At 67.3% G+C, this 16,255-nt stretch carries 19 protein-coding genes; 10 read left to right on the plus strand and 9 right to left on the minus strand.

Features of this window, described 5'->3' with window-relative positions:
• Positions 1 to 30: 30 nt before the first annotated feature.
• The 3 genes from GY40_RS18950 (at position 31) to GY40_RS18960 (ending at position 3,690) form a co-directional block, all read left to right on the plus strand.
• Entirely contained in the window at positions 31 to 792 is a 762-nt protein-coding gene (locus tag GY40_RS18950; RefSeq protein ID WP_038365528.1) for an SDR family oxidoreductase, read from the plus strand.
• A 155-nt stretch (positions 793 to 947) separates the two neighbouring features.
• Complete coding sequence (locus GY40_RS18955) at positions 948 to 1,664, plus strand: cation efflux transmembrane domain-containing protein (RefSeq protein WP_248311227.1); 717 nt, start codon at positions 948 to 950, stop codon at positions 1,662 to 1,664.
• A gap of 40 nt (positions 1,665 to 1,704) precedes the next feature.
• On the plus strand, positions 1,705 to 3,690 hold the full coding sequence (locus GY40_RS18960; RefSeq protein WP_038365902.1) for an acetyl-CoA carboxylase biotin carboxylase subunit: 1,986 nt from the start codon (positions 1,705 to 1,707) through the stop codon (positions 3,688 to 3,690).
• 148 nt (positions 3,691 to 3,838) lie between these two features.
• Here GY40_RS18960 and GY40_RS18965 read toward each other — a convergent pair whose 3' ends face one another.
• Positions 3,839 to 4,690, minus strand: coding sequence for an aminoglycoside phosphotransferase family protein (locus GY40_RS18965; protein WP_051988278.1), 852 nt, complete (start codon positions 4,688 to 4,690; stop codon positions 3,839 to 3,841).
• The gene (locus tag GY40_RS18970; RefSeq protein WP_038365529.1) at positions 4,687 to 5,454 is read right to left on the minus strand and encodes an SDR family oxidoreductase; all 768 of its coding nucleotides are present in this window, start codon (positions 5,452 to 5,454) and stop codon (positions 4,687 to 4,689) included. The genes GY40_RS18965 and GY40_RS18970 overlap by 4 nt, the downstream gene beginning before the upstream one ends.
• A gap of 35 nt (positions 5,455 to 5,489) precedes the next feature.
• Between GY40_RS18970 and GY40_RS18975 the strand changes: the two genes are divergently transcribed.
• A complete protein-coding gene (locus GY40_RS18975) occupies positions 5,490 to 5,846 on the plus strand; it encodes a VOC family protein (RefSeq protein ID WP_038365530.1) in 357 nt (118 codons plus the stop codon).
• Between the two features lie 66 nt (positions 5,847 to 5,912).
• Positions 5,913 to 6,350 (plus strand): DUF1489 family protein, encoded by a 438-nt coding sequence (locus GY40_RS18980; protein WP_038365531.1) that lies wholly within the window; start codon positions 5,913 to 5,915, stop codon positions 6,348 to 6,350.
• A 24-nt stretch (positions 6,351 to 6,374) separates the two neighbouring features.
• On the opposite strand, the gene GY40_RS18985 is transcribed toward GY40_RS18980, so the two are convergent.
• From GY40_RS18985 to panC, 3 genes are all read right to left on the minus strand, one after another.
• Positions 6,375 to 6,878 carry a MarR family winged helix-turn-helix transcriptional regulator gene (locus GY40_RS18985; protein ID WP_051988279.1) on the minus strand — a complete coding sequence of 168 codons (504 nt, stop codon included), beginning with the start codon at positions 6,876 to 6,878 and terminating at the stop codon, positions 6,375 to 6,377.
• A gap of 5 nt (positions 6,879 to 6,883) precedes the next feature.
• Positions 6,884 to 7,318 carry a hypothetical protein gene (locus GY40_RS18990; RefSeq protein WP_038365910.1) on the minus strand — a complete coding sequence of 145 codons (435 nt, stop codon included), beginning with the start codon at positions 7,316 to 7,318 and terminating at the stop codon, positions 6,884 to 6,886.
• Positions 7,319 to 7,548: 230 nt separating this feature from the next.
• Positions 7,549 to 8,397 carry a pantoate--beta-alanine ligase gene (gene panC / locus GY40_RS18995; RefSeq protein WP_038365532.1) on the minus strand — a complete coding sequence of 283 codons (849 nt, stop codon included), beginning with the start codon at positions 8,395 to 8,397 and terminating at the stop codon, positions 7,549 to 7,551.
• A 51-nt stretch (positions 8,398 to 8,448) separates the two neighbouring features.
• Here panC and GY40_RS19000 point away from each other — a divergent pair, with 51 nt between their 5' ends.
• Together GY40_RS19000 and GY40_RS19005 are read left to right on the plus strand one after the other, a co-directional pair.
• Positions 8,449 to 9,231: a hypothetical protein gene (locus GY40_RS19000; RefSeq protein ID WP_081925550.1), complete on the plus strand. Its 783-nt coding sequence runs from the start codon at positions 8,449 to 8,451 to the stop codon at positions 9,229 to 9,231.
• Positions 9,228 to 9,947, plus strand: coding sequence for a DnaJ domain-containing protein (locus GY40_RS19005; RefSeq protein ID WP_038365536.1), 720 nt, complete (start codon positions 9,228 to 9,230; stop codon positions 9,945 to 9,947). The genes GY40_RS19000 and GY40_RS19005 overlap by 4 nt, the downstream gene beginning before the upstream one ends.
• 55 nt (positions 9,948 to 10,002) lie before the next feature.
• On the opposite strand, the gene GY40_RS28315 is transcribed toward GY40_RS19005, so the two are convergent.
• Complete coding sequence (locus GY40_RS28315; RefSeq protein WP_248311218.1) at positions 10,003 to 11,610, minus strand: SPOR domain-containing protein; 1,608 nt, start codon at positions 11,608 to 11,610, stop codon at positions 10,003 to 10,005.
• A 381-nt stretch (positions 11,611 to 11,991) separates the two neighbouring features.
• On the opposite strand from GY40_RS28315, the gene GY40_RS19015 reads away from it, so the two are divergent.
• On the plus strand, positions 11,992 to 12,339 hold the full coding sequence (locus tag GY40_RS19015; protein ID WP_038365537.1) for a phasin family protein: 348 nt from the start codon (positions 11,992 to 11,994) through the stop codon (positions 12,337 to 12,339).
• Positions 12,340 to 12,457: 118 nt separating this feature from the next.
• Here GY40_RS19015 and GY40_RS27180 read toward each other — a convergent pair whose 3' ends face one another.
• The 3 genes from GY40_RS27180 to GY40_RS19030 form a co-directional block, all read right to left on the minus strand.
• Positions 12,458 to 12,628, minus strand: a complete 171-nt coding sequence (locus GY40_RS27180; RefSeq protein ID WP_197062779.1) for a hypothetical protein — start codon at positions 12,626 to 12,628, stop codon at positions 12,458 to 12,460.
• Between the two features lie 149 nt (positions 12,629 to 12,777).
• Entirely contained in the window at positions 12,778 to 13,092 is a 315-nt protein-coding gene (locus tag GY40_RS19025; RefSeq protein ID WP_038365539.1) for a hypothetical protein, read from the minus strand.
• 87 nt (positions 13,093 to 13,179) lie between these two features.
• Positions 13,180 to 13,899, minus strand: coding sequence for a L,D-transpeptidase (locus GY40_RS19030; RefSeq protein WP_038365541.1), 720 nt, complete (start codon positions 13,897 to 13,899; stop codon positions 13,180 to 13,182).
• A 208-nt stretch (positions 13,900 to 14,107) separates the two neighbouring features.
• Between GY40_RS19030 and GY40_RS19035 the strand changes: the two genes are divergently transcribed.
• A complete protein-coding gene (locus tag GY40_RS19035; protein ID WP_038365543.1) occupies positions 14,108 to 15,637 on the plus strand; it encodes a UxaA family hydrolase in 1,530 nt (509 codons plus the stop codon).
• A 107-nt stretch (positions 15,638 to 15,744) separates the two neighbouring features.
• On the plus strand, positions 15,745 to 16,137 hold the full coding sequence (locus tag GY40_RS26675; protein ID WP_051988281.1) for a hypothetical protein: 393 nt from the start codon (positions 15,745 to 15,747) through the stop codon (positions 16,135 to 16,137).
• The last annotated feature ends 118 nt before the right edge of the window (positions 16,138 to 16,255 follow it).

Genomic DNA, 16,255 nt, shown 5'->3' on the forward strand with positions numbered 1-16,255 from the left:
GATTGAATTCCCAAAAGCGCGAGGAAACGCATGGCTCAGCACGACAAGGTCGCGATCATCACCGGTGCCGGCTCGGGCGTGGGGCGGGCCGTCGCCATCGCCTTCCTGAAAGATGGCTACCGCACCGTTCTGGCCGGGCGCCGGGCGGATGCGCTGGAGGAGACGATCGCGCTCTCCGGCGTCGACAAGGGCCGGGGCCTCGCCGTGCCGACCGATGTCACCGACAAGGCCTCGGTCGAGAACCTGTTCGCCAGGACAAAGGCGGCTTTCGGCCGGGTCGACGTGCTGTTCAACAATGCCGGCGTCAATGCGCCGGGCGGCGTGCTGCTGGAGGACCTTTCGCTGGAGGATTGGCAGAAGGTGGTCGACACCAACCTGACCGGTCCGTTCCTGTGCACGCAGGCCGCTTTCAAGGCGATGAAGGCACAGGAGCCGCGCGGTGGTCGCATCATCAATAACGGCTCGATCTCGGCGCAGGTGCCGCGGCCGAATTCGGCGGCTTATACCGCGACGAAGCATGCGATCTCGGGCCTGACCAAGACCGCCTCGCTCGACGGGCGCAAATACGACATCGCCGTCGGCCAGGTCGATATTGGCAATGCGCTGACCGACATGGCGCAGAAGATGACGACCGGCGTGCCGCAGGCCGACGGCTCGATCAAGGTCGAGCCGGTGATGGATGTCGCGCATGTCGCGAGCACCGTGCTGCACATGGCCGGGCTGCCGCTCGACGCCAACATCCTCTTCGTCACGGTGATGGCGACCAAGGCCCCGCTCGTCGGGCGGGGGTGAGGCGTTCCTTCCCGTTGGCCGTCCCGCTTGCTTGTCATCCCGGGCGGAGCGAAGCGTAGACCCGGGATCCATGCCTGAACCTGATCGGTTCGCGTTCCGGCATGGATCCCGGATCGGCGCCGCTAAAGCCGCTTGTCCAGGATGACGAGGTGAGGATGGTCGCTGGGGCGCAAGACATGGATGGTCTGGAGAGGCCCGCCCATGGCGAGGGAGGCGGAACTGCGGCTCCCGATCCCGCCATCGCCCGCGCCTACACCCTCACCATCTGGGGCATCGCGCTCGGCATCTTCGTCCAGGCGGCGGCGACGGTCGCCTGGGCGCATGCCATCGGCAATGCCCAGCTTTTCAAGGACGGCGTCGATTGGGTCTATGACGTCGCGCTCTACGGCATCGCCGCCATCGTCTTCGGCCGCGACGACCGGGCCGAACGGCTGGCTGCGATTGCGATCGGCGCGGTGATGGCCGTCGCCGGGTTGCACACGCTCTACGACCTCCACGACAAGATTCTGAATCCCAGGCCTATCGAGATCTGGACGCTCGGCTTCGCCGCGGTGAGTGCCATCGTGATCGCGCTCCTCGTGATTGCCGTGCTCTGGCGCTTCCGCCGCGAGGATAATCCGGTGATCAAGGCAACCTGGCTGTCGAGCCGCAACGATGCGATCTCGACCACGGGTTTCGCTCTGGTCGGGCTCGCCGCCCGTGCCCTGCCGGTGGTGCGCTGGCCGGAATATCTGTTCGACCTTGTCGTCGCCGGCATCTGCTTCCAGGCGACATGGGCGATCTGGCGCTCATTGCGGCGGAGCGCGGATTCGGAAGCGGCCCAAACCGGTTTGCGCAACAAGGCGCAGACAGATGGGGCAGGCGGGCTATAAAGGCGAAAAGCCTTTCAAGGATGTTGCCGAGGACGCTTCCATGACGATCGCTGCCAAGCTGCCCTCGATCCTGATCGCCAATCGCGGCGAGATCGCCTGCCGCGTCATCCGCACCGCGAAGCGGCTGGGGCTTCGCACCATCGCCGTCTATTCGGATGCCGATGCCGAGGCGCTCTTCGTGCAGATGGCCGACGAAGCCTATCATATCGGCCCCGCGCCGGCCCGAGAGAGCTATCTCGACGCCGCGAAGATTCTGGCCGTGGCAAAGGCGGCGGGGGCGGCCTGCATCCATCCGGGCTACGGTTTCCTTTCCGAGAATGCCGAATTCGCCGATGCCTGCGCTGCGGCCGGCATCGTCTTCGTCGGCCCGCCGGCCTCGGCCATCCGGGCGATGGGGCTGAAGGACGCCGCGAAGGCGCTGGTCGAGAAAGCCGAGGTTCCGGTTGTGCCGGGCTATCACGGCGCCGAGCAAGGCGCCGATTTCCTCCGTGGGGAAGCGCGGCGCATCGGCTATCCCGTGCTCATCAAGGCGGTCGCCGGCGGCGGCGGCAAGGGCATGAAGAAGGTCGACCGGCCCGAGGATTTCGACGACGCGCTGACCAGTGCCCAGCGCGAGGGCGCAAGCGCCTTCGGCGACGCCCGCGTGCTGGTCGAGAAATACGTTCTCTCGCCGCGCCATGTCGAAATCCAGGTCTTTGGCGACAGCCACGGCAATGTTGTCCATCTCTACGAGCGCGACTGCTCCTTGCAGCGGCGCCACCAGAAGGTGATCGAGGAAGCACCGGCGCCCGGCATGACACCGGAGGTGCGCGCCGCCATGGGCAAGGCCGCGACGGAAGCCGCCAGGGCCGTCGGCTATGTCGGGGCCGGGACGGTCGAGTTCATCGCCGATGGGCGCGAGGGTTTGCGCGCCGACCGCTTCTACTTCATGGAGATGAATACGCGCCTCCAGGTCGAGCATCCGGTGACGGAGGCGATCACCGGGCTCGATCTCGTCGAATTGCAGCTCAAGGTCGCGGCCGGCGAGCCGCTCGGCTTCACGCAGGACGACGTCGAGGCGAAGGGCCATGCCGTCGAGGCGCGGCTCTATGCCGAGGATCCGGAGAAGGGCTTCCTGCCCTCCACCGGCAAGCTCTGGGCGCTGAGCTTTCCGCATGGCGAAGGCATCCGCATCGATACCGGCGTCGAGGCCGGCGATACGGTGACGCCGTTCTACGACCCGATGATCGCCAAGGTCATCACCCATGGCGCGACGCGCGACGAGGCGCTCGACCGGTTGGGCGCGGCGCTGGGCGAGACGGTCGTCGCCGGTCCGCGCACCAATCTCGCCTTCCTGAAGAAGCTGACGGAGGCGGAGGGGTTCCGGAAGGGGCCGTTCGACACCGGCTTCATCGACCGCAACATCCAGGCGCTCGGCGCCGAGCCGCAGCCGCTCGATGCCGCGGCGGTCGCGGCTGTCGCCCTGCAGCTCGAGGAGGAGCGGCAGGTCGCCGGTATCGTCGAGGCGGCCGGCCGGGCGGAGGGCGAGGCGCGCTCGCCCTGGCTGGTGACGGATGCCTTCTCGCTGATGCCGCGCCAGCCGCTCGGCCTGCCCTTGCTGGTCGATGGCGAGCGCGTCGATGCGCGCATCGAGTGGCGGGGGGAGGATGCCCGCGTCAGCCTGCCGGGCCATGAGATCGGCGAGGGCGAGCACGAGGTCTCGCTGGCCGAGGGCGAGGGCGGCGTCTGGTACGCGCTGCATCGCGGCCGGCAGACGGCTGTTTCGCTGTTCGATCCCTTTACGGTCGATCTCGATGCGGCTGCCGGTTCCGGCGGCGTGGTCAAGGCGCCGATGCATGGCAAGCTCGTCGCGCTCTTCGTGGCGCCGGGCGAGGCGGTGGTGAAGGGCCAGCGCCTTGCCATCGTCGAGGCGATGAAGATGGAGCATGTGCTGACCGCTCCGCGCGACGGCACGGTGAGCGAAGTCGTCGGCGAGCCGGGGGCGCAGGTGGCCGAGGGCGCGAAGGTGGTGGTGATCGGCGAATAGTCGAGTTGTTGGAGGTGCTTGTGGGCGATCGCTGAGGTTTCGATTCAGTGCGTCATGGTCGGGCTTGTCCCGACCATCCACGTCTTAGTCGATGCCATGCGGTGTTCAAGACGTGGATGCTCGCCACAAGGGCGAGCATGACGGCGCGCTATTCGCCGAGCGCTGCTGCTGCCTTTCCCAGTATCGTCAGATTGACCTCCGCCAGCGGATCGTCGTCGCCCATGAACCAGGCGGCCGAGAGCCCGCACCAGGCGACGATCCAGCGCAGCAGCCGGCGCCGCTCCAGCCCCGATTTCGCCAGCACGATTTCCAGACGGCGCTCGAAACGGCCGGGCAGGATCGCGACCGGCGGTTCGGGATCGCCGAGATCGGGATCGCAGAATAGGATCGTGTATTCGAAGGCGCGGTCGCCGATGACGCCCTTCGGATCGATGGCGAGCCAGCCGCGCTCTTCGAAATCGAGGACGTTGTCGTGGTGGCAATCGGCATGGAGCGGCAGGATGTCCTGCTGGGCCGGCAGCAATTCGCTCGCGATGGTGGCCGATCGCGCCAGCAAGCCGCCGCGCTCGGCCGCCATCGGGAACAGGTCCTTGAACCAGATTTCGAGCGGGATCAGCCCGATAGGGAAAGGGCCGCGTGGCTTCTGCAGCGCCGCGACGGCGTCGCAGAGGATCGCCGTCGCCGCATCGTCCTCGCCGTTGCGGGCCATGGCGGAGAGTGAGCGCCGCCCGGTGGCGCGCTCGATCAGCATGGCAGCGCCTTCGTCGGCGTGCGCGAGCAGGCGGGCGGCACCATCGCCGTCCCAGTATTGGAGCGGGCGATAGCCGAGGCGCTCATCCTCCACCTCAGGCAGCTTCAGCATCGCCGGTGCGCCATCCTGCCGGACCGGCAGCAGGCGGCTGGCATGGGTCCTGATCGGCTCGCCGTCCGGGACCAGCCGCCATTGCATCAGCCAGGGCTCGAAGGGCGCAAGAAGGGGCGAGGGAGATGTGTCGTTCATCCGCGCCCGATCATCGGGTACTGCTCGGCCTCGTAGATCTGGCCGGAAACCGGCGCGCTGTCCTCCGACAGCCAGAAGGCGGTGTGGGCGGCGATCTCCTCCGGCTGCATGATACGGCCGGTCGGCGCCTCGCGCAGCGAGAGATGGTTCTGCCAGCCGGGCTTGCGCCCCTCGCGCTGCTGGGTGGCGTCCTCATTGGCGGTGAAGGTCCAGCCGACATTGAGCTGGTTGGCGCGGATGCGCTCGGGGCCGAGCGTGTTGCCGAGATTGCGCGTCATCGTCATCAGCGCGCCCTTCGACATCGAATAGACGGTGAGGTTGGACAGGCCGCAATAGGCGTTGATCGAGCCGACCGTGACGATGGCGCCCGGCGATTTCTGGGCGCGGAAGGCGCGGATCGAGGCCTCGGCGCAGAGCAGCGGCGCGCGGGTGTTGATCGCGAACATATGGTCGAAGAAGGCGGCGGTGGTCTCGCCGAGAATGCCGCGCGGATAGATGCCGGCATTGTTGACGAGGCCGTCGATGCGGCCGAAGGCGGCGACGGTGGCGTCGACGATGGCCTGCGCGGTCTCGGGTTCGGCGAGATCGCCCGTCGTGCCGCTCGTAGCGTCGCCGAGCTGCGCCACGGCGGCATCGACCTCCGCCTTGTCGCGACCGTGGATGAGGACCTTCGCGCCCTCCGTGACGAGGCGTTCCGCCATCGCATAGCCGATACCGGTCGAGGAGCCGGTGACGAGGATGGCCTTGCCTGCAAGTCCGCGCATGATGAAACGTCCGTAGCCAGTTGCGGGAGGGGAAAATGACGGTGAAGCGTATCGTGGCGAATATGCTAACGGCCGAACCGGGCCTCGCGAAGCCCTTCTACGGCAGCATTTTCGACATGCACCCCGTCATGGATCATGGCTGGATCCAGACCTATGCGGCGGAGGGAGACCCCGCCGGGCCGCAGCTCGGCTTTGCCAGCGAAGGCGGCTCGGGCACGCCAGTACCCGATCTTTCGATCGAGGTCGACGATCTCGAGGCGGTCTTGCGAAAGGTTCGGGCCGCGGGCCTCCCGATCGAATATGGGCCGGTTGAGGAACCCTGGGGCGTGCGGCGCTTTTTCCTGCGCGATCCCTTCGGGCGGCTGGTCAACGTGCTCGCGCATGGCCGTTGAGGAGCGTCTGTGGAGAAGCGTGCGGGAGGCTGGCCCGGCGGCTCAGAGGAGCCTATTTTACCGGCCATGTCCCTTCATCTGCTCAAGCTCTGCGTCGGCGCCGAATCGATCAGCGACCTTGAGGACTGGATCGCCGAACGCCAGGCGCAGCGGCGTGCCCGCGGCGAGCCGCTTGAGCAGTTGCACACCACGCGCATGGTCCCCAAGAAGATCGAGGAGATCCTCGACGGCGGCTCGCTCTACTGGGTGATCAAGGGACAGATCTCGGCGCGGCAGCGTCTCACCGACATCCGCCCCTTCACCGATGGCGAGGGCATCGGCCGCTGCCATCTGGTCATGGAGCCGGTGGTGGTGCCGGTCGAGCCGCGCCCGTTCCGGCCCTTCCAGGGCTGGCGCTATCTGCAGGCGAAGGACGCGCCGCGCGACCTCTCCGAGCATGGCGGCGATCTCGGCGAGATGCCGGAGGAATTGCGGCGGGAGCTGGCGGGGCTCGGGCTGCTGTAGAGTGAGGGCGGGTCGTGCCGCGCCTCAGCCCGGCTCGGCCGCTCCACGGATCGTTCCGGTTTCAGCTGTCGCGGCAATGTCCTCGGTGTAGCGGACGAGCAGCTCTGTACTCCGGGTCAGGAAGTCGGTCACGGCGCGCAGCGTCTCATTGTCGTAGCTCGACCAGAGCGCGTGCATGGCGACCCGGCGCGGCTCAAAGGCTGCTTCGATCGGCGCCGTTGCGGCCCGTACGACGCTGATCAGCATGCGCCTCCGATCGGCCTCGTCCCGGCGGCGGGTGACGTAACCGCGCGCCGCCAGCCGGTCGACCAGCGCCGTCACCGAGCCCGAGGTCAGGCCGGTGGCCGTGGCGAGCTCGCCGGCCGTGACGGTCTCACGTAGGAAGATGAGGTCGAGAACCTCCAGATCGGTCGGATGCAGCCCGAATCGCCTCGCCATGGCGGCGCTGCTGAGCACGCTCTGCGCGCCCATCCGCCTCACCGCGAGGCCAAGCTGGCGCAGGAGTGCGTCATTGTCGCGATCGGACATGGCGATCAGAGGCCAGCGCTCTGGGCGGCTGCCCGGAATGCGGCGAGCAACGCGGCCAGCGTCGCGAGATCGAGCACCATCCTGAAGCGGCTGCGCCTGGTCCAGCGCCGGGCCGCTTCGGGCGAGACGCTGTCAGCCTCGGCTCGCTCGAAGGCGAGGGCCTTCGGGATGAAGTCGCATGCCGACCAGATGCGCATCGCCGCATGGGTCGCGACGGCAACCAGCAGCCACTGCCGAACGCCGGATGCCGTCCAGGCCGCGACCAGCGCCGCAACGAGCAGAAACTCGAAGACGATATGCTGCGGGATCCAGAAGCGCTTGCGGGACACTCCGCCATGCTTCGGCTGGACCAGGGACGGCCGGTTCGGCCAGGCCGGATCGATCACGATGAACTCGTATAGCCCGCCGCCGATCCCCGTGGCGGCGGCGAGGATCGCCATTCCGATGATCAGCTCCACTGCCGTTGCCCCGTCCTGCGCCCGCTTACCAAGGGCGTTCGGAGCGGGCTTACTTCAATTTATCTTGATCATCAAGATAAATTGGCCGACGCGCTTTGGCACTGTCGCAGGCATGCGGCTTCGCCCGATGCGAGACGGGCCGCAGTTCATCAGGAAACGGTGCAGACGCGGCAAAGGCGAACGAGCCGGCCGGCGCAGATCGCTGCGAGCGCCTACACCGCGATATTGTCGATCAGCCGCGTGCCGCCAATGCGGGCGGCCAGGATCAGACGGATGGGGCCGTCCGTGCGCGCGGTGACCGGCGCCAGCGTCTCGGCATGGCGGGCTTCCAGATAGTCGAGCTCGAAGCCGGCGGTGATGATGGCGTTCTGCGCCTCCGTCACCGCCTGGAAGAGCGGGTCGTCGTTGCGGATGCGCGCGGCGAGTTCCTGCATGACGCGATGAAGCGTGGGGGCCAGCGCGCGATGCTCGGCCGAGAGGTAGCGGTTGCGCGAGGACATGGCGAGGCCGTCCGCCTCGCGGATCGTTGCCAGCGGCACGATCTGGATGCCGAGGTCGAGATCACCGGCCATGCGGGTGACGACCTTGAGCTGCTGGTAGTCCTTCTCGCCGAAGACGGCGCAGTCGGCGCGCGACTGGGTGAAGAGCTTGCAGCAGATCGTTGCCACGCCTTCGAAATGCGTCGGCCGGAAGCGATCCTCCAGCCCGACCGCGGCGGGGCCGAGCAGCAGGACGCGGGTCGCGAAGCCGGCCGGATACATCTCCTCGACCGAGGGGAAGAACACCGCATCGGCCCCGGCGGCGACGAGCTTGGCGCAATCGTCGTCGAAGGTGCGCGGATATTTCTTGAAGTCCTCGTGCGGGGCGAACTGCGTCGGGTTGACGAAGATCGAGACGATGACCCGCCGGGCGTGACGCTGGCCTTCGCTCACCAGAGCGATATGGCCTTCATGCAGCGCGCCCATCGTAGGTACCAGCGCGACCTTTTCGCCTGCCGCATGCCAGCCGGCGACGGCTTCCCGCATCGCGGCGACCGTCTCGAAAACCGTGATCCCAGCCACTCTCGCGTCCTCCGTTTGGCGGACGGGTAGCAAATGCGGCCGCTGTGGCCAATATCAGGATGGGAAGTGATTCAGAAAGGTCGCCGTCGCGTCATGAGCGAGAAGAATGACCGTGCCGTTGGCAAGGCCGCCGGGACGGCGGCGGCCAGCCGGTCGCAGCCGGGCGAGATCGACCGTTTTCTCGGCGCGGCGCAGCGTCTGGCGCCGCTCGCGGCGGGAACGGCGGGCCGCCTCGTCTTCGCGCTCGACGCGACGATGAGCCGGCAGCCGAGCTGGGATCTCGCCTGTTCGTTGCAGGGCCGGATGTTCGAGGTGGCGGCGGAGAGTGGCGGCCTCGCTGTCCAGCTCGTCTATTTTCGCGGGCTCGGCGAGTGCCGGGCTTCCGGCTGGGTCGGCGAGCCCGAGCGGCTGAAGGGATTGATGGGCCGCATCGCCTGCGAGGGTGGGCAGACGCAGATCGCGCGCGTGCTGAGGCATGTGCGCGACGAGGCGCGCAACGTGCCGATCCGGGCCTTCGTCTTCGTCGGCGATGCGATGGAGGAGGATGCCGATGCGCTCGCGGCGCTGGCCGGCGAGCTCGGCCTGCGCGGTATCCGTGGCTTCGTGTTCCAGGAGGGTTCCGAGCCGGCGGCGAGCCGTGCCTTCGCCGGCATCGCGAGGCTGACCGGCGGCGCCCATGCGCGCTTCGACGTCAATGCGCCGGCCTCGCTGCTGGAGCTCCTGCGCGGCGCGGCGGCCTATGCCGCGGGCGGGCGCGAGGCGATGCTGCGTCTCGCCGGCGCGAGCCCGGCGGTCAAGGGATTGATCGCGGCGATGGAAGGAGGGCGCGGGTGAGCCTGCTCTACGGCGTCGCCGTTCTCATTCTCGTCTGGTGGCTGGTGAAATTGTTCGCCGGCGCCAATCCGAAGATCGTCGCCAAGCTTGCCAAGACCGTGGGCGGGGTCGCTGCGCTGGGTGTCGCCGCCCTGCTGATGGTGCGCGGACGGCTGGACATGGCCGTCTTTCTCGGCGGCATCGGCGCCTGGCTGCTCGGCTGGAGCGCCACCGGGCCGGGCGGCATCCGCTTTCCCTGGGCCGATCGCGCCGGGCCGGCGCCGGGCGCGACCTCGCAGGTGCAGTCGGTCCTGCTTGCGATGGAACTCGATCACGACAGCGGCGCGATGCGGGGCCGGGTCAAGAGCGGAGCTTATGCCGGGCTCGATCTCGACAGCCTGGGCCAGGCGGATCTCGGCGCTCTGATGCGCGATTGCCTGGCGCGAGATCCTGACGGGGCTCGCCTGCTAGAGGCATATCTCGACCGCCGGTCGCCCGGCTGGCGTGAAGACGCTGATCGTGACGGTGACGCGGGGCAGCGCGGCGCGCCGGGCACGGGCACGATGTCGCAGCAGGAGGCCTACGAGATCCTGGGGCTTCAGCAGGGGGCGGGCGAGGAGGCGGTCCGTGAGGCCCACCGATCCCTGATGAAGCGGATTCATCCGGATGCCGGGGGTACGAGCGGCCTTGCCGCTCGCGTCAACCAGGCCAAGGACATCCTTCTGAAGCGGGGATAGCGACGGGCTTCCGGAGTAGGTCTGCGACATGGCGTGAACTCCTTTCCCGGTCCGGTCAGCTACGGGTGGCGAAGCAGGAGAAGCCGCCACGCTTCAGCCTGTTGCAGGCGTTCTGCGCGTCCTTCGAGTCGTCGAAGCCGGCGAAGCGGGCGCGGAAGAGGGTGGAGCCGCCCTTCTCGACCTTCTCGGTGAAGCCGGAGGCGCTGGCGAGCGAGCCGGCCGCCTTGGCGCGGGCCCGGGCCAGGATCTCTTCGGCCTTGCCCTTGTCGTCGGTGGCGCCGAGCTGGATCACCCATTTGCCGGAGGCGACGACCGCGGCCTGATGCGACATGGCCGGGGCAGGCTCGGGAGCCTGTGCCTTGGCGGGAACGGCGTCCGACTTGCGGGCGATGGTGGCGGCCGGGGCCTCGACCTTGTTCTCCGCAACCTTGACGGGCTCGGTGGCCGGCTCGGCCAGTCGCGCGATCGAGGAGGTGGTGTCGACATTCGCCGGCGGGCGCAGGACCTTGGCATCGGCCGGCTGGGCGCCGATGGACCAGCGCATCGCCGAAGGCGTGGTGGTCGCGGTGACCGGACGCATGCCGGAGATCTGCAGCGGCTGGCCGGCGGCAATCGGACGCGGCGGCGCGATCGGCGTCTGGGTCGGCATCGGCGCATAGGAGCGGGCGGCCACCGGCAGCGGCTGAGGCTGCGGCGCGGCGACGTTCTCCGGACGCGGCACCGGGATCGGCGCAGGCTCGGCGAGGGCGGCGACGCGCGGGCGCTCTTCCGGCCGGACGCGCTCCTCGGGACGCGGGCGTTCTTCCTGGCGCGGGCGTTCCTCGCGCTCAGGCGCCTCGGCGACCATCACCGAGGAGCGCCCGCTGGTCGAGGCGCGCGGCAGATTGGCGAGAACGAGGTCGGTCATGATCTTGTCGCGGGAGGCGCCGGAGCGCCCGCCGAGCACGACGGAGACGATCTGGTGTCCGTCCGCCTTGGCCGAGGTCATCAGGTTGAAGCCGGAGGCGCGGGTGTAGCCGGTCTTGATGCCGTCGACGCCCTCGACCTTGCCGAGCAGGCGGTTATGGCCGCGGATGGTGCGGCTGCCATACTGGAAGGCGCGGGTCTGGAAGAGCGCGAAATAGCGCGGGAAGCGCTCCTGGATGGCGCGGGCCAGGATGGTGAGGTCGCGCGCGGTCGTCAGGTTCGGCGGAGAATGCGGCAGGCCGTGCGGATTGTAGAAGCGGCTCGAGCTCATGCCGAGCGAGCGCGCCTTGCGCGTCATCATCTCGGCGAAGGCATCCTCGGAGCCGGCGATATTCTCGGCGACGACGACGGAGGAATCATTGGCCGAAAGCGTGATCATGCTGCGGATCGCGTCACCGACCGAAAGGGTGGAACCAGCGCGCAGGCCGAGCTTGGTTGGCGGCTGCGAGGCCGCATAGGACGAGACCTTGAGCTCGGAATCCATGTCGAAGCGGCCGCGTTCCATCTGCTCGAACAGCAGATAGAGCGTCATGACCTTGGTGAGCGAGGCGGGGATGCGGGCCGCGTCTTCATTGACGGCGTGCAGCGTGCGCCCGCTCTTCACGTCGACGACCATCGCGGCATAGGGCGGGGTGTAGCCACCGCCGCCCGCAGCATGATGGCGACGCTTACGCGCCTCGGCGGGGGAAGCGGCCATCGTAGCCGCAATGGCGACAACTCCGATCAGCCCGGCGACGACCCGCAGACGCGGACGCCGCAACCCAACGCAACCAAACACCATGAAACGCCCCGAACTCGATACTCAAAAGTCCGACCTCCGCGCGCTGGTTGACGTGGCGCGAAGGACACAGAGGGAGAGGTTAGGCGGACGCGGTTACGGAGCCGTTAAAACTTGAATGGTTGCGATCGGAACGATATGCGTTTGGTGCATTGCAGCGTTCGCTTGACATTCATGTTGCGCTGCACAATATAGCGGCAGTCCCCGGTGGTGATCTCTTCATCCGACCTTGGGGCGACACGTCAGGGCGAGACAACGCCCGTCACCAGAGGCCGCACCCAAGGTGCCAGGAGACCAGCCATGATCCAGCAGTTCGAGACCATCCAGAAGGCTTCCAAAGAGAACGTCGATGCCGCTCTGAAGGCTTTCGGCGCCACCTCCAAGGGCGTTCAGACCATCGCCGTCGAGGCGACCGACTATGCCAAGAAGTCCTTCGAGGCCAGCACCGCGACGCTCGAGAAGCTCGCCGGCGTGAAGACCTTCGACAAGGCTCTCGAGATCCAGGCCGACTACGTCAAGACCTCGTTCGAGGGCGCTGTCGCCCAGCTCACCAAGATGGGCGAGCTCTACACCGCTCTCGCCAAGGACGCCTACAAGCCGTTCGAAGGTATCGTCTCGAAGGCTGTCCCGGCCGCCGCCGGCAAGTGATTTGCGGCAAGTGATCCTGTGGCGCGGTTGATCCGCGTTGCCGGTGCTGCCTAGAGTTCAGTTGCGTTTGAGAGCCCCGGCCCGCAAGGCCGGGGTTTTTCGTTGCGCCGGCTGCCGCTTATCCGGTGCGGGCCGGAAGCCGTCTGGCCTGAAGGCCGGTCTTGGATGGCTCGAAACCCGCTGCCTCGAAAAGCGCCAGCGTGGAAGGCTTCTTCGAGCCGGTCATGAGCATCGGCTTGTCGCAGTCGCCTGCCCAGGCGCGATCGAGCGCGGCCTTCAGGATCGCCATGATCGACGGGCTCCATCCAAATCTGGAGGGCGATCAGGGTCTCAGGTCGGTAGAGGTGGAGCGTGGCGGAGATCGCCGCCAGACGGCCCGGCTGGCAGGCACGCCTGCCTATCAGAAAAAAGAGCGACGGTTGCCCGTCGCTCTCGGAATTACCACCAGCCGGGAGGCGGGGGCGGAGCATAATAGCGCGGAGGCGGCGGGCCCCAGCCCGGGCGGGGACCGTAGCCATAACCGCGCGGTGGGCCATAGCCACGCGGCGGGCCGTAGCCGCGACCGTAGCGCTGCTGGCGCATCGTCTCTTCCATGATCATGTGCCGCCGCTCGGCTGCCGCCGACCAGGAATATTCGGCCGGCGCCTTGTCGAGGCGCGCGGCCAGTTCCCTTGGCAGGGCCTCGGTGGCCATGGCCGGCGCGGCGAGCGCGCTCCCGACCGCAATCGTCGCAAAAATCAACAGCTTGCGCATGGCAAACTCCTTTCGATACCCATCAAAACACACAGAAGTTCAACGGAACATGAACCGGTCCGAGCGCTGCCGTTCATCCGGCCCTGCTCACGCGGGCAGCACCGTCACGGGGGTGCCGAGCGACACGCGCGCGTAGAGATGCGCGATATCCTGATTGATCATGCGGATGCAGCCCGACGAGACATTGGTGCCGACCGTGTAGGGCTCGAATGTGCCGTGAATACGGTAGCCGAGGTCCCGTCCTTCGCCGAAGAGGTACATCGTGCGGGCGCCGAGCGGGCTTTTCGAGCCGCCGCGCACGCCAAGCCCGCGCGGCGTCTGCTCGAGCTGGGACCTGATCTCGGGATCGCGCGCGATCATCTCCGGCGGCGGGACCCAGTCGGCCCAGTCCCGCTTCATGTTGATCCGGGCGGCGCCCGACCAGCCGAAGCCCTCGCGCCCCACGCCGACACCGTATTGCGTCGCGACGCGCGGGGACTCGACGAAATAGAGATGGTAGCCGGCGGGATCGACGACGATCGAGCCGGGTTTGTCGTCGCGCGGAAACGCCACGGTCTGCCGGAGGAAGCGGGGATCGATGCGCTGATAGTCGATGGCCGAAATCGGAAAGCGCTCGCCGGGATAATCGGCATAGACCTCGGCATAGTTAGGCCGTGCCAAGGTGCGCGTGACGAGGCCCTGCGGGCTCTGGGCGATCGAGCCTGAGCCGATCTCCGGCAGCGCGACGATGCTTCTCGACCCGCAGCCGGCCAAGCCTGCCGCCGCGACGGACAGGGCAGGAAACGTAAACGAGCGGCGCGTCAGCATGGGGTATCTCTCAGGCAGGTCTGAGGAGATACATCGGCTTGGATGGTTACTGTTGGGTGAACCTTGCAGCGGGCGTTCGACCTTTAGCCCGCGCCCGAGTCTGACGCATGACCGTTTCCTCCTTTGAACCGATTGAAAATGCGGCCGGTTGGGCGCATCTCTAGGGACGCACGCCGCCATCGCGGCGTCCGGAGAATTCGGTTCCGCCATGCTCGACAAGTCCGCGCCGCCCCGCACTCTGAAGCTCAACGCCGCCGACAATGTCGTCGTCGCGGTCGATCCCGTCGATCTGGGCGTGACCGCGGCTGGGGTCGAGGCGCTGAAACGCATCCCGCGTGGGCACAAGATGGCGATCGTGCCGATCGCCAAGGACCAGCCTATCCGCAAGTTCGGCCAGATCATCGGCTTCGCGACGGATGACATCGTGCCGGGCGATTGGGTGCACGAGCACAATACCGGTTTCCATGCCTTCGACCGCGATTATGCCTTCGCTCAGGAGGCCAAGCCGGAATTCGTCCTGCCTATCGAGCAGCAGGCGACCTTCGAGGGCTTCCGCCGCGCCAACGGCAAGGCCGGCACGCGTAACTACGTGGGCATCCTGACCTCGGTGAACTGCTCGGCCTCGGCCGCGCGCTTCATGGCCGAGGAGGTGAAGCGCTCCGGCCTGCTCGCCGATTATCCCAATGTCGACGGCGTGATCGCGCTGACCCACGGCACCGGCTGCGGCATCGACTATAATGGCGAGAGCTTCGAGGTGCTGAAGCGCACCACCTGGGGCTATGCCTGCAACCCCAACATGGCGGCGGTGCTGGTCGTCGGCCTCGGCTGCGAGGGCTTCCAGATCAGCCGGATGAAGGAAGCCTACGGTGTTACCGAAAGCGACGTCTTCCGCACGCTGACGATCCAGGAGACGGGCGGGACCAAGAAGGCCGTCGCCGCCGGCATCGATGCGCTGAAGGTGATGTTGCCGATCGCCAATCAGGCGAAGCGCGAGACCGTGCCGGCCTCCGAATTGATGCTGGCTCTGCAATGCGGGGGATCGGACGGCTATTCCGGCATCACCGCCAATCCGGCGCTGGGCGCGGCCGTCGACATCCTCGTCGAGCATGGCGGCACGGCGATCCTCTCCGAGACGCCCGAGATCTACGGCGCCGAGCATCTCCTGACGCGCCGCGCTGCGACGCGCGAGGTCGGCGAGAAGCTCGTCGGGATCATCAAGTGGTGGGAGGACTATACTGAACGCGCCCGGATGAGCATGAACAACAACCCTTCGCCGGGGAACAAGGCGGGGGGCTTGACCACCATCCTGGAGAAGTCGCTGGGCGCGGCGGCCAAGGGCGGCACCAAGACGCTCTCGGCGGTGTATCACTATGCCGAGCCGGTGAGGGCGAAGGGCTTCGTCTATATGGACACGCCCGGCTACGACCCCGTCGCGGCGACAGGGCAGGTGGCCGGCGGCGCCAACATCCTCGCCTTCACGACGGGGCGCGGCTCGGCCTATGGTTGCAAGCCGACGCCTTCGGTGAAGCTCGCCACCAATACGCCGATCTACGAGAAGATGATCGACGACATGGACATCAATTGCGGCGATGTGCTCGACGGCGTCAGCCTCGAGCAGAAGGGCCGCGAGATCTTCGAGAAGCTGCTGAAGGTCGCGTCGGGCGAGAAGACCAAGTCTGAGCTGCTCGGCTATGGCGACGCGGAATACGTGCCGTGGCAGATCGGCGCGACGATGTAGTTTTTCGTCTCGCCGATTGAACCCGGCGAGAGGCCGAAGCGATCAAGGAACAGGCCGGCGCTGCTCGAGAGCGGCGCCGGCCTGTTCTCGCATCGGCCTGGATTCCCATGAAGAATTTTCTTCTCGTCACCGCCCCGCGCATCCTGCTTGGGCTGATTTTCCTCATCAGCGCCGTCGATGGTTTCTGGTGGCTCGCTACGGGCATGAACCTGATCCATCCGCCGACCAGCGCGCGGGGCGCTGCCTTCGAGGCGGCCTTGCAGGATTCCGGCTTCTTCTGGCCCTTCGTGAAGGCGATCAACCTGACCGGGGGCCTGAGCCTGATCTCCAACGTCGTGCCGGCCTTCGGGCTCGCGCTGATCGCGCCGGTGATGGCGGTAATCGTGCTCTTCCACGCCACGATCAACCCGCAGGGTCTGCCGGTGGCGGCGGTCCTCGTCGTCCTGGGGCTGCCGCTGGTCTGGGCCTATCGGGACCGTTATGCGGAGATGTTTCGGTAAGCCTTTAGGCCTTGGAACCATCGTGTCATTCCGGGCGGAGCGAAGCGGAGGCCCGGAATCCATCATGGAGCGCAGAGCCCTTCGATGGATCCCGGATCAGCGCCGCTATCGTGGCTTG

It is taken from the genome of Allobosea sp. UNC402CLCol, assembly GCF_000745475.1.
Classification (GTDB): Bacteria; Pseudomonadota; Alphaproteobacteria; order Rhizobiales; family Beijerinckiaceae; genus Allobosea; species Allobosea spartocytisi.